Source organism: Paenibacillus thalictri, assembly GCF_004307995.1.
Lineage (GTDB): Bacteria > Bacillota > Bacilli > Paenibacillales > NBRC-103111 > Paenibacillus_AF > Paenibacillus_AF thalictri.
Window position 1 is genome coordinate 98,060 of sequence record NZ_SIRE01000032.1, and the last position, 12,950, is coordinate 111,009.

A 12,950-nucleotide genomic window follows, 5' to 3' on the forward strand; every position below is an offset into this window, starting at 1 on the left:
TTACGGCGAATCTACATACCGCTGTTTGGCCGAGCTGATGCCAAATAAAATCATCAAGACGGATACCCCAAATAGGATCCACAGCGGCGGCATCCAGCTGCCTGATCTATCATGCAAATACCCGAAAAAAGACGGGCCGATCGCCGCAAGCAAATACCCGACCGATTGCGCCATCCCCGATAATTCCGCAGCCTGCTGAGCGGTGCGCGTACGCAAGCTGAAAAACATCATCGCTAAACTGAATACGCAGCCGATGCCAATTCCCAATACGCTAATCCATAATACGGCCAGCTTGATGCTCCCGTAAAGCAGCCCCATAAACCCGATCACAAACATGACCGCAGAAAAATAGACCAAGGGCCGTTGATTGGACATCCGCCCGGCTATAATGGGAACCGCAAGCGTAAATGGAAGCACCGCCAATTGCATGATGGACAGAAGCCAACCTGACTGGCCGGGACCAATCCCTTGCGCGCCGAGAATTTCCGGTAACCACGTAATAATAACATAGAAAACCAGGGATTGCAGTCCCATAAACAAGGTGACTTGCCAAGCAAGCGGAGAACGCCACACACGGGTTTCGCCGCGGGAAGGCTGCTGCCGGACAGCCGTTTGGGACTGGGGACGTTTTCTGGTCTGGGGCAGCCAGCATAAAACGGAAATCAAGCTTAACGCGCCCCAGATGCCAAGTGCCCCCTGCCAGCCGAAGCCAGCCCCCACGGCCAAAGGAACGCTGATTCCGGAAGCAACGGCGCCGCAAAGATTCATAGAAACCGCGTAGATCCCTGTCATGATGCCGATACGTTCGGGGAATTCCCGCTTAATAAGACTTGGAAGCAGTACGTTGCACACCGAGATGGCCAAGCCCAGCAGCGCAGTTCCTGTAAACAACGCGATAGTTCCGGACAACGAACGTATAAGGATGCCTGACGTCAACAAAATGATCGAAGCAAGAAGAACCGGCTCCACCTTAAACCGCTGTGCCAGTTTGGGCGCAAGCGGCGAGAAAAGCGCAAAAGCAAACAAGGGCACCGCCGTAATCGCGCCGGCCAGTGTATTCGATATATGCAAGTCATTGCGAATAAGGCCTACCAAGGGCCCTACAGAAGTAAGCGGAGCCCGGAGATTAACGGCAATGAAAATAATTCCCGCAATAAGCGCCCACGGCATAATCCGGGCGTGTGAATGTGAAACGGAATGAAGGTCCTCCGTGCTTTGGATTTGATCTGATCTGCTCATGATGAATGCAATCCTTCCCTGGACAACTCAATGTATTTATGAACCGCGCCGGTCGCCTTCGCAGAATCTTGTTCGATAATCGCCTCGACAAGCTCTCTGTGTATTTGTTGATAAAAGTTCGAATGAGTCTTCATTTCCGCAACGCTTTCGACTGACGTCCGCAGAGCGTCGGTCATATGCTCGTACAAATCGATAAATAAGCTGTTATGCGTCGCTTCTACTATGGTTTGATGAAGTTGGATATCCGCTTGCGCATAGGACACAATATTCCCTTCCAAAACTGCTTTATCGCATGTATCCAGATGAAGCAGCATGGCGTCCATATCCTCTTGGGTGCGGCGTATCGCCGCCAGCCGGGCGGCTTCTTGTTCCAGCGCGTCCCGCAATTCCAAGGTTTCCAGCAAGCTGGACTGTTTGATCCGCCGCTGCAGCACAACGCCCAGAATGCTGGCCGAACAAACATAAGTTCCATCGCCTTGCTTCGTTGCCAGCAGGCCTGCATGGACCAAAGCTCTCACGGCTTCTCTTACCGTATTGCGGCTGACGCCAAGTTCGGCGACCAATTCCGGCTCGGCGGGGATCCGGGCTCCAACCGCCCATTGTCCCGACTCAATCAACGTTTGAATTTGTAAAGCCACTTGTTCAACTAAAGTGGTCCGATTTGTTTTTTGCAGCATGATTGCACGAATACCTCCAAACATAGGATGTTTGACCGTTAAGACTATTATAGGCAAACCTCCTTGCAAAAGTCAACCTCCCTCATCGGCAATCACCGACAGAGAATGTGCTCCTTCAAAAACAAAGAGGGCCCAAAGCGGCCCCCTTACGCTGCAAATTTCGGTACGGCTAGTATGTCCCTTCCCTTGTGCCCTTAGCTTAACTGCTGGCTGACTAAATAATAATAAAGTCCCTTGGCCTCGATCAGCTCGGCATGGGAACCGGACTCCACAATAGCGCCGCGGTCCAAAACAACGATGAGATCCGCCTTCTGTACCGTGCTTAGCCGATGGGCGATAACTAGGCAGGTACGGCCCTTCAGCATCGTATCCATATTTTGCTGGATAATCCGTTCCGACTCGGAATCCAGCGCGCTGGTCGCCTCGTCGAATATGAGAATGCCCGGCTCCCCTAGCAGCGCCCTCGCAATCGCGATCCGCTGCAGCTGGCCGCCGGATAAATTTAAGCCGCCTTCGCCGATAATCGTTTTAAAACCTAGCGGCAATGCGGTAATAAAATCGTAAGCGCCTGCCAGCTTAGCCGCCGTTTCCACCTCTTCCAGCGTAGCGGAGGGAAAGCGGATCGCGATATTGTCCTGTATCGTTGCGCGAAACACGCGGTTTTCCTGCTGCACGATGCCGATTTTGCGGCGCAGCGAAGCGGCATGAATTTGCCTGATGTCGTGCCCGTCGAGGCGGATGGTTCCACTTGTCGGGGCGAACAATTTAGTCAGCAAATTTGCGAACGTCGACTTGCCCGCTCCGCTTCTTCCCACAAGCGCAACGGTTTGACCCGACTCGATATTCAAATTGATTTGCTGCAATATGTCAGGACCGTCCTTGCTGTAACGGAACGATACATTATCGAATTGAATATGTCCTTTCAGCGCCGCCAATCTGCGCATATTTTGCGGTTCGAGCTCTTCCGGGGGCGCCGCGAATACATCATCGATCCGTTCCATCGAAACTCGCACTTCCATGATATCGTTAAGCATCATCAATATTTGCGTAATCGACTGCGTAGCGGTAAAGTAAACCGCCAAGAAAGCGACAAACTGCCCCACCGTCAATTCCCCTCGCATGACAAATACCGCACCTCCGTATAACACCAAGGCGTTGCCGATCGTTTTGATAAAATCGGCGATCATCTCCGATGTCACGACAAGGTTTATCGCCTTAATCCGCTGCTTTAAAGCGAGCTGCAGCTTATCCATCAGCTTCCAGCCGATGGCCGATTCGGCGGCCAGCGCTTTGACGGTGGAAATCAGTTTGATCGCTTCCACCATGGTGGTCTGCGACTCCGCTTCGGCTTCGAACTGTTTGCGGCTGTTTTTCCGCATCAATGGCGAGAAAAGCAGCACAAGCGCCGCGTAACACGGGATAATGGCAAAAGCGATCAGCGACAGCTTAACGTGGTAGATCAGCATCAACGTGCCGTAGATCAGAACCGTCAGCAGATCCAGCAGCAGCTGAACCGCTCCGGACGTCAGCATCCGGCGTATTTTCTGGTTTTCGCCCACCCTGCTGGTCAAATCTCCAATCGTACGCGCCAAAAAAAACGACAAAGGCAAACTGAGCAGATGTTTGTAAAAATCCCCTAACATCGTGATGTCAATCTTCAGCGCGATTTTTGCCGATATAAACGTCCGGCATGAGTTCGCGGCGATATAACAAACGGAAAGTCCTAACATGCCGATCAGCAAACTTCGCAGAAGATCGTCGTATTTCTCTACCAGCACCTTATCTACGATCACTTGGGTAAAAATCGGAATCGCCAGCGCGGCCAACTGGACGAGCAATGAGGTGATAAGCAGCGACAGCAGCGCTTTTTTGTTCGGCGTCAAATAGGAAATAAACCGCGATACCGGACTGCGCCTGCGGTCTTCGGAAACAAGCCGCTGCGTCGGCGTCAGCGTCAAGATCGCCCCGCTCCAGCCTGCCTGGAAATCGGCCCTGCTCATCTTCTCCAGGCCATAGGCGGGATCGCCCACGATTACATGAGTTTTTGTCACTTCGTATACAACGATGAAATGCTCGCCTCTCCAATGTGCGATGGCCGGCAAGCTCATCGCAGAGAGCGCATCAAGCTGCGTTGTAAAACCTTGCGCGGCCAGACCGAGCGATTCCGCCGTCTCCGTCAAGCCGTACAATGTGCTGCCGGAACGAGACATTTCCGTCTGCTCCCGGATGCGGTTCAGATGAATGCGCGAGCCATGGAAGGCCATCACCATAGCCAGGCACGTCGGGCCGCAGTCCATTTCATTTTGCTGCAGCAGGATCGGATATTTCCGCAGCCTGAATCGTTTGGCGGGCTTCGGTTCAACCGTTTTCCAACGGACCGCCCCGCTATATGCTTCCTCCGGCCGATCCATCGTTTCGTCTTGCTCATACTTCGATGCATTGGATGCATAATGCGAAGTAATTCGCTCGATCGCCGTTCTCAGCTTCGCATGCTCCACAATCATCCGGTCGAAATCAAGCTTGCTTAACCGGAACAACTGCACGGGCTGAGTGGCAATCACCGTAGCTTTACGCCGCGCCCCGGTAAGCAGCGCCAGCTCGCCGAAAAAATCGCCGGGAATCAGCCGATTGATGATCGTCCCGTCTTCGTCTTTGACAACCTCGCAGCGGCCTGAGTGAACGATATAAAAAGCGTCCCCTTCGTCTCCTTGGCGGACGATCTCCTGCCCCATTTCCGCTTGGACCACAGTCATTCGCTCAAGAAAACTGCGAATCGCCCGGTGATCGTCAAATGACAGCAGCGCCGTCCGTTTTAGAAACATCATGACAGCGCGGGAGGACATGTAAGTAACGAGCAGCTGTTCCAGCCCGGGATTGTGTTGCAGCACCTCGCGAAGACGCTCCAGCGGGATTGCCAGAAGACGCACAGTTCCCGCCGCGCTAAAGGTGATGGAAACTTTAGCAGGTTCGCTTCCGTTATCCCATCCGAAGCTGTCTCCCTCCCGCAATAATCCGAGATTGATCTCCGTTCCGCTTGCCGGCTCGTCAATCATTCGGACTTCTCCCGATACGATGCAATAAAGAAACCCCGATTCGGTCCCCTTCTCGTGAATCGTCTGTCCGATCGAGAAACGGGCGATTTCCGCATCGCGGGAAAGCCGCTGTTTTTCATCCAAACTAAGCACGCCGAAAAAAGGGAACTGCTCCATGTAACCGAGTTTTCGGCCCATCTCCATCGATTCCGTATCCATCCAGCCCGCATCCCCTATGACTTAATCTTGTTCCCATAGCGGAATGTGTGAAGATGCTTGCTTTCGCTTCAGACAAAGCCACTCTTCAAACAAGATCCGCTCGATTCTCGCCCGGATGTCCGCGTCCAACTCCGCCGGATACATTTCCTCCAGCTTCACCACATAATACTTCTTAGCAACCTCAAGCGGTCCGGCAATCGTTCCGGGCACGGCGCCAAACATATGCGCAGCTACGGCCCGCGGCAGCTGCGTTCTCTCCACCCGTCCGATAAAACCTCCGGCGAGCCTGGTTGGTTCGTCCGCCGAATAGTGCCGCGCAAGCACATAAAATTCGGCTCCCTCCTGCGCTTTAAAAGCAAGCTCCCGCGCAAGCCCCCGCTCGGTTACGACAATTTGCGAAACAGCCGCCGCATCGAACTGAGACCGGTTTTCCGCAAAATACCTTTCCACCTTGCCGGATGTTATGTGCTGCTTGACTCGTTCCTTCAACACCTTCATCCGGGCGTTCCTGGCCAAATCCGCTGTGGTAAGCGAACGCGCCGCCAGCCATTTTTCCACGTCAGCAGCTTGATATAGCTCTTTTTCCACCCGCCAATCGACGACGGCTGCCTGGACATCCTCTTTGTCGGCCGTGATGTGATGCTCTTCCGCATAGGCTTCGATGAGCGCATTGTCCATATAATCGTCTATAGCGCGGAAGGTCCCTTGCATAATGGCGCTTCGCAGAACGGCGGCTAACGAATAGCTTTTTCCTTCCAGCTCCAGAGCAACGATTTGATCCAGAGACACATTGTGGCCCTCCTTTGCGTTTACGGTCACCTTCGTCTAAATAAAAACGCGGGAATATCTCCCGCGCCGTGTACCGCAACATCAAGATTTACAGAGCTCTTTAAATAAACCTGCCGCCGCTCACGTTTTTTGCTTCTTCTTCGGTCAATTTTTTGGACAAATCGTCGAGCTTAATTTCCGCCTCATTGTTTGTTTCCACCGACTCTTTATCCAACTCTTGTTTCTTTTCCTGTTCCATGGTATTCACCTCCTTTATGTTTTCAGTATAAGAAGGTCCAATAAAAGATTTATAAAAGACTAAGCCTATAAAAGACTAAAAACCGTGCAGCATCAAGGCTTCACGGTTTTTGGTCAAGGTATGGAAATATTTTATTTTCTATCGGGCAAGCGGCTGATCAACGAATCATAAAGATGGATCAGCTCCTTGGACGGGCGGATGCCAAGCTCACGGCTGAGCAGCTTGACATAATCGGTATACAGGGCAGTCAATCCCTTCTTGTCGCCGCTTATCTCGCGTATGATCATAAGCTGGCGGATAACCGCTTCGTCCAGCGGATTGCGGTCGCTGAGTTTAAGCAGCAGCTTGGATGCCGCGGTTGTATCCTGCAGAGAAATAAGCGCCGCGGCAAGCCGTTTAACAAACGAAACGTACATGTCCACGTAACGTTCGGTTTCGTGAATGGCCCATACATACGCTTTATCCCCGAATAGATCGCCCGTGTATAACCGCTCGACCTGTATCGCTTGCTCGATATTTTCGGCGTTAATCGTCTGCAGCCGCTCCGCTTGTTTCTCAAATTGCACGTAATCGATCACAGGATCCTTTAATTCTAGCGCATAACCGTCGTTCTCCGAGCGAATGGCATCGCGAATGCCCAGCGGCTCCAGCGACTTGCGCAATTGATACACGGTCGTATTCAAATAATTTTCGGCATTGGTCCGATGCATGCCTCCGAATATGTCCGTGACCAGCCTGGAACGCGGTATCCGCTTTCCGCAATAAAGCAGCAAATAAGCGAAAAGCTCGGCGCATTTCCGCGAGATCCATTTGACACGGCCGGTTTCGCTGCTCACTGCAACATCGCCTAACGCCGTTAAAACGATGCGGCCGGAAACGGCGGAATCCGGTTCTGCCGGCGGCTGCGCATGAAACACCCTGCGGTTTGTCAAAGCGCGCTGTACCGTTCTTTGCAGCCGCTCCTGGGATACCGGTTTGACCAAGTAATCAAGCACGGACAGATCATACGCAGCCAAAGCAAACTCCTTATGCGACGTGACAAAAACGACCTGCACCGGAGAAGCGGCGGCTTCCAGCCGGGCCGCCAGCTCCATGCCGCTCTGGCCCGGCATGGAGATATCGACGAAAGCCAGTCCGATATCGGTATGTTCCGCCAAAAAGACGGCCGCAGATCGCGTATCCGCAAAAGCCCCCGCCACATGAACCTCGGGCAATTTATCGAGCATTTTGCGTAATATGAAATGCATCGCCGGCTCATCGTCCACCAAAATCACTTTCATCGGTATTCCCCTCCGTCCCTCCATCGTCGAAGCCGTCCCGCGCATCAGCCAAGGAGGGCAAGGTAAATGAAAATGTCGTACCGATGCCCGGCTCGCTGTTGAACCACAGGCGTCCCCCGTGAATCTTCACAAATTCGCGGGTAAGCGCCAAGCCAAACCGGGTATCTCCCGAATCATCCCCGGAAACCATGGCTTTTAAGAAAGGCTCTTCCAGATGCAGCAGTTCCGCTGTCAACTCGTCGATTCCTTCCCCATTGTCTGAGACCGACACAATGACCCGATCGCCTTCCAGCACCGACCTAATCTCAATGCACCCGCCAATGCCGGTAAACTTGATCGCATTCGAAAGCAAGTTCCGCAAAATGAGATCGAGCATTTCCTTATCGGCCTTGACCATTAAGTTGTCGTCAACCCGCTCCGTCATTTGAATTTGCTTCATGCCGGCTTTGGCGCCGGAAAGAAATAAAGCCTGCCGTACGACCTGCTGTAAATTCCAGCCTAACGGACGAAATACGACCTTGCCTTTCTGGCTGCGATACCAGTCCAGCAAATTTTCAACCAGATGAAACGTGCTTTGCACCTGCCCCTTCAGTTCTCTTACCAATTCGGCATGTTCAAGATCGGCAGCCGCCAGCTCGTCGCCCAGCAGCTCGGTCAAACTGACGAGGAGTGCAATCGGATCGCGAATATCGTGGGCCACGACGGTGAACAGCTTATCTTTAAACGCGTTCAGCTCGGACAGTTGCTGGGCGTTCTCGCGAAGCCGCGCCTCGCTATTTTTCAATTCCGTTATATCGTTAAACATCAGCATTTTGCCGATGAGCACATGGCCCGTATCATAGATCAGCGACAAACTGCAGGTATAATATTTCTTCCGGTCCTCACGGAACCTGTCGAACGGAAAACGTTCGTCCTTGTCGTTAACCGCGCGAATGCGTTCAAACAGCTCGGGATAAGGGGACAACACTTCGCCCATAGCGGCGGGATACCGTTTCTTCCGGCCAAGCTCGGGAAGCACCTCTTCAGCCGCGCTGTTATAGCTGACGATTTGGTTCTCGTAATCGAACAACACGACCCCGTCCCGAATCGTTTCGAACACTTTGGCCATCGCCAGCGGCGTTAACCGCAGCAAATTAAAGCGCAAAATGCCAAAAACGTAAGCGGCGCCGGATATGGCGAATCCAAAAGGCGTCAGGTCGACGCTCAGCCCGGTCCAGAAAAACAAATTGAAAAACATGGGAGCAAGCGCCCCCAGCAGAAGCACAAGAATTTGCTTTCTTACGATCGGCAAAGACCGCCAGTACATGGGAATAAACAACAGCACCCCACACAATAAAACGAAATAATTGTAGACAGAATGCACCTTATACCAGGGGCCTTTATCCGTCGTATACAACGGAATGGTCCCCTCATCGTTCAGGTTATAACGTTCATAAACCAGATGATGCCAATCGTTGGTCAGCTGGAGTACAAACACCGCGGCAGGGACAGCAAACAACGCCAACGCGAGAATCTTGCGATATCGGGCCGCCGTACCCGTAAATTGTATGACTTGAAAAAACCACAGCGTTGTGACAAAAGGAATGCCTACATACTCGATATGAAGCGACCACTTTACTTCGTTCAAGTCACGGCTGAGTACCTCAAAAGCGTAGCCAAACGCATAAAAAGCGGCCGCCCACATGATCAGTACCATCGTTTTGGAAACCGGAAGATGGCGTTTGCGGTAACACAAGACGGAGACAAACACCATCAGCGCCGTTGCAAGAAAAAGCAAACTCGACATCAATATTTTCATGTCCACGGCCGGGTCTCCCTTGAGAAAAAATGACAATCATCCAGCAAAAATAGGATATCATCTCCGCCATAAGGTGTCCACGGCCATAATTGACTGCAAAAGCCCGGCTTTTTCTCTGAAATCACCCTCATAGTAGCATTCTAATCTATCCGGATAAAAGAATAATAAAAGACTTGGGCGTATATAACGAAAAAAAACGCGCAGCACCAAGGCTTCGCGTTTTTTTCCGTGCAGAGAAATATTTTATTTTACAGGCAATTACTGCGTTTGCCGGAACGGGTTGTTAAACGACTTGGGGATTTCCGATTGGAACCGCAGCAGATTTCCTTTGGTGGGATGCTCAAAGGCCAACACATGTGCATGAAGACCGAGCCGGTTAAGCGCCTTGGACTTGGAACCGTATTTTTTGTCGCCTACGATCGGATGCCCCAAATCCTGCATATGGACGCGAATCTGGTTTTTCCGGCCCGTTTCCAAATGCACCTCCAATAAGGAGAAGTTTTTATCCACCCGGATCGTTTTATAATGAGTTACCGCATGCTGACCGTCGTTGGGGTAAGGACTGGAATACATCTTCAGCGTGCTGCTTTCCTTCAGCCAAGAAGAGACGGTGCCTTCCGGTTTCGTGACCCTTCCTTCAACCAATGCGATATAAGAACGTTCCTTCACCATGTCCTTCCAGGACTCTTGCAGCAATTGCTGCACCTTCTCGCTTTTGGCAAACATCATGACACCGGAAGTATCTCGATCCAGCCGGTGCACCACAAAAATTCTCCCCTTCGGGTTTTCCGTGCGGACATGCTCGGTCAGCTGCCGGTAAGCCGTCATTTCATTTTCCTGAGGCGAGGCGATGGACAACAGCCCTGCGTTTTTATGAATGACGATAATATCTTCATCTTCATGCAGGATGCTCAAATCGATCAGCGGCGGCTTTTCCGTTGCCCTTTCTTTGTTGATGGCTACCGTTTGGCCGGGCTCGAGCAGGCGGTTGTATTCCGTTGCAACGCTGCCGTTCACCAATACTTGCTTATGGGCCAATAGCGATTTAATCGAGTTGCGGCCCTGGCCCGATAATTTATGTATTAAAAAAGGCAGCAGCTCCATCGACTCGCTGACGGTAAATTGGCGGATCGCGGAACGTTTGGCCTGCGTGGCGTTCCTCTTATTGTGATGCATATGTGAAACCTCCTGCTTTGTTTCTTCAACTATACCATAACAGCACGTATTTTGCCCGAGGACAACAAAAACGCCAAAAAGCTTTGATTCCCTGCAGCGCAGAAAATCAAAGCCGGATGAAGCCGAATTACCGATAGCCAGGAGCAGACTTAGCTTGACGGAGAGCCCAAAGAGTAAATCCGACTCCGACAACGGTCACAAGCGAGGCGGCCAGTGGAACGGCAGGCAATCCTCCGCCGATTCCAGAGCTGATCACAAGACCTCCGATGTAGGCTCCCATCGCATTGCCAAGGTTAAACGCCGCGATATTTAAAGTAGAGGCCAGTGTGGGAGCTTCTTTGGCCGTATTGAGCATATGCAGCTGCAAACCCGGCACGGTCCCAAACGCCGCGACGCCCAACACAAATACAGTAATGAGGGCGAGAACCTGGTTCTGATCCGTTATGCTGAATATCGCCAACACAAGCGTCAACAACACGAGGATTGCTGTAAGCGAAGGCAGCAGATTGCGATCCGCCAATTTTCCGCCGTAAATATTGCCGACCGTAATGCCAACGCCGAACAATACCAAGATGTAAGAAACGGCGTTGGACGAAAACCCCGTAATATCGACCAAAATCGGTGCGATATAGGTAAATACGGCAAATACGCCGCCGAATCCGAACACGGTCATCAGCAAGGCAATATGAACCGCAGGCCGCCGCAATACGCTCAATTCCTGACGGAGGCTGGACCGCTCCGCTTTCATCCGCGGCACAAGCATGGCGACACCAACCAGAGCGGCCAGTCCGATGGCGGAAATGACCCAGAAGGTAGAGCGCCACCCGTATGCCTGACCGATGAAGGTCCCGAAAGGCACCCCCAAAATGTTCGCGAGGGTAAGCCCGGTGAACATGACAGCTATCGCTCCGGCGCGTTTTTCCTTCGGAACAAGCGCTGCGGCAACGACCGAACCGACCCCGAAAAACGATCCGTGAGTTAACGCGGCGACGATCCGCGCGACCATAAGAATTCCGTAATTTGGCGCCGCTGCCGCTAACCCGTTGCCTGCAATGAAAATGATCATCAGCAGGATCAAAAGCGCTTTGCGCGGCATCGTATGCGTAGCGATCGTAATGACCGGGGCCCCTGCGGCGACGCCGAGCGCATAACCGGTAATGAGCAGTCCCGCCGACGGGATGGATACATGGAGATCGGCCGCCACCTCCGGCAGCAGTCCCATGATGATAAATTCCGTCATTCCGATAGCAAATGCGCCCAATGTGAGCGCGTATAAAGCGACCGTCGAGCTCTTTCTTGAAGAAACAGCCGCATCGCCGACCGTACTGTTTGTACTCAATAGTTCCCCCTCCTTAAACCGCCATATATATGTTTCAGCGATTTCTGTTTTTTAGTTTAAGGCCGGAGACATTATAAAACAAATTATGAAATTATGATTTATTCATAAATATATTTATACATTGGCCGTCAATATGCGGTCTGATCAGGCTAGCAAGTATTATGCATGGTCGCGAATCCTCTTGGCGATAGCGCTTATTTCCGGCAGATGTCTATGCTTCATTTTGTAAGCTATAAACAGCTCATTTGTGACGCTCATATCTTCAAAAACGATTTGGATCCGCTCATTCGCCGAATTTTCCAGCAAATAGGTAGGGATTAAGCTCAAGCCTTCTCCTTGCTCAACCGCATTGATAATCAAATGCAAATGCGGTATGACATGCACCGGCTTGATGAGTGGGCGTTTTTTAAAATGCTCGCGCCAAAATCTGCGGATAATCGGCAGCTCCAAGCCGTAGCTGATCCATTTTTGCGAGAGAAGCCACTGCTCCCGCTCCTTGAGCTGATCGGAGGCAATGACCTCAAGCCCTTTCGGGGCGATCACGACAAAATGCTCGTCGAACAATTTCCCGTATTCAATCCCGGGAGATAAAAATTTCTTGGACGTAACAATCATATCCACCTTGTCCTGCTCCAGCAATTCCAGCAAATAATCGGCAGTGCCAAAATAAGAGACGGTGCACGTTTTGAGCTCAGGCAGCAGCGGAAGCAGCTTGACGCCGTAAAATTCCGGTGCGGAAGCGATCCGGATCACTTTAAGTGTAGGCAGCGATGCGGCTTTAAAGCTCATTGTTGTCTCCTCAAGACATTCGATCAGCGGAGCCAAGTGGGTATAGAGCTCCTTGCCCCTTTCCGTCGGAATCATTTTTCTGGCGGTCCTTGTAAATAAAGCTTCCCCCACTTCCGCCTCCAACGACGCCAAGTGCTGGCTCATCGCCGGCTGGGTCATGATCCGTGTTTTGGCGGCTTCGGAAACGGAGCTATGTTTATAGATCGCAATAAAACTGCGATACCATTCAAAATCGACCATCCTTTTACCTCCTCGTATAGTATTTCTTAAAGATTGTTGTTGAGCCAATTTCCAGTACCCTAGGGTACTGGCGGCCACCTTCAAAATTTCCAATTTGATCTTTGAAAAATGAAAAATAAATGAAGATTCTTAAA

The 12,950-nt window shown here is 51.7% G+C and carries 10 protein-coding genes; all 10 read right to left on the reverse strand.

Features of this window, described 5'->3' with window-relative positions; genetic code table 11:
- Nucleotides 1–1,239 carry a CynX/NimT family MFS transporter gene (locus EYB31_RS33640; protein ID WP_131017965.1) on the reverse strand — a complete coding sequence of 413 codons (1,239 nt, stop codon included), beginning with the start codon at nt 1,237–1,239 and terminating at the stop codon, nt 1–3.
- Complete coding sequence (locus tag EYB31_RS33645; protein ID WP_131017966.1) at nt 1,236–1,916, reverse strand: FadR/GntR family transcriptional regulator; 681 nt, start codon at nt 1,914–1,916, stop codon at nt 1,236–1,238. The genes EYB31_RS33640 and EYB31_RS33645 overlap by 4 nt, the downstream gene beginning before the upstream one ends.
- A 194-nt stretch (nt 1,917–2,110) precedes the next feature.
- On the reverse strand, nt 2,111–5,167 hold the full coding sequence (locus EYB31_RS33650; protein ID WP_131017967.1) for a peptidase domain-containing ABC transporter: 3,057 nt from the start codon (nt 5,165–5,167) through the stop codon (nt 2,111–2,113).
- 21 nt (nt 5,168–5,188) lie between these two features.
- Complete coding sequence (locus tag EYB31_RS33655) at nt 5,189–5,956, reverse strand: peptidylprolyl isomerase (protein WP_131017968.1); 768 nt, start codon at nt 5,954–5,956, stop codon at nt 5,189–5,191.
- Nucleotides 5,957–6,056: 100 nt separating this feature from the next.
- On the reverse strand, nt 6,057–6,194 hold the full coding sequence (locus EYB31_RS40475; RefSeq protein WP_165452751.1) for a hypothetical protein: 138 nt from the start codon (nt 6,192–6,194) through the stop codon (nt 6,057–6,059).
- A gap of 131 nt (nt 6,195–6,325) precedes the next feature.
- Nucleotides 6,326–7,474, reverse strand: coding sequence for a response regulator (locus tag EYB31_RS33660; protein ID WP_165452752.1), 1,149 nt, complete (start codon nt 7,472–7,474; stop codon nt 6,326–6,328).
- Nucleotides 7,449–9,272: a sensor histidine kinase gene (locus EYB31_RS33665; protein WP_240763143.1), complete on the reverse strand. Its 1,824-nt coding sequence runs from the start codon at nt 9,270–9,272 to the stop codon at nt 7,449–7,451. The genes EYB31_RS33660 and EYB31_RS33665 overlap by 26 nt, the downstream gene beginning before the upstream one ends.
- Before the next feature lie 258 nt (nt 9,273–9,530).
- Nucleotides 9,531–10,448: an RluA family pseudouridine synthase gene (locus tag EYB31_RS33670; RefSeq protein ID WP_131017971.1), complete on the reverse strand. Its 918-nt coding sequence runs from the start codon at nt 10,446–10,448 to the stop codon at nt 9,531–9,533.
- Nucleotides 10,449–10,575: 127 nt separating this feature from the next.
- Nucleotides 10,576–11,787 carry an MFS transporter gene (locus EYB31_RS33675; RefSeq protein ID WP_131017972.1) on the reverse strand — a complete coding sequence of 404 codons (1,212 nt, stop codon included), beginning with the start codon at nt 11,785–11,787 and terminating at the stop codon, nt 10,576–10,578.
- Nucleotides 11,788–11,946: 159 nt separating this feature from the next.
- A complete protein-coding gene (locus tag EYB31_RS33680; RefSeq protein ID WP_131017973.1) occupies nt 11,947–12,816 on the reverse strand; it encodes a LysR family transcriptional regulator in 870 nt (289 codons plus the stop codon).
- Nucleotides 12,817–12,950: the final 134 nt, after the last annotated feature.

Bases quoted from the DNA above. Each gene is read 5' to 3' on its own strand.
- EYB31_RS33640 (WP_131017965.1), bottom strand. From the start codon at position 1,239: ATGAGCAGATCAGATCAAATCCAAAGCACGGAGGACCTTCATTCCGTT.
- EYB31_RS33645 (WP_131017966.1), bottom strand. From the start codon at position 1,916: ATGCTGCAAAAAACAAATCGGACCACTTTAGTTGAACAAGTGGCTTTA.
- EYB31_RS33650 (WP_131017967.1), bottom strand. From the start codon at position 5,167: ATGGATACGGAATCGATGGAGATGGGCCGAAAACTCGGTTACATGGAG.
- EYB31_RS40475 (WP_165452751.1), bottom strand. From the start codon at position 6,194: ATGGAACAGGAAAAGAAACAAGAGTTGGATAAAGAGTCGGTGGAAACA.
- EYB31_RS33660 (WP_165452752.1), bottom strand. From the start codon at position 7,474: ATGAAAGTGATTTTGGTGGACGATGAGCCGGCGATGCATTTCATATTA.
- EYB31_RS33665 (WP_240763143.1), bottom strand. From the start codon at position 9,272: ATGAAAATATTGATGTCGAGTTTGCTTTTTCTTGCAACGGCGCTGATG.
- EYB31_RS33670 (WP_131017971.1), bottom strand. From the start codon at position 10,448: ATGCATCACAATAAGAGGAACGCCACGCAGGCCAAACGTTCCGCGATC.
- EYB31_RS33680 (WP_131017973.1), bottom strand. From the start codon at position 12,816: ATGGTCGATTTTGAATGGTATCGCAGTTTTATTGCGATCTATAAACAT.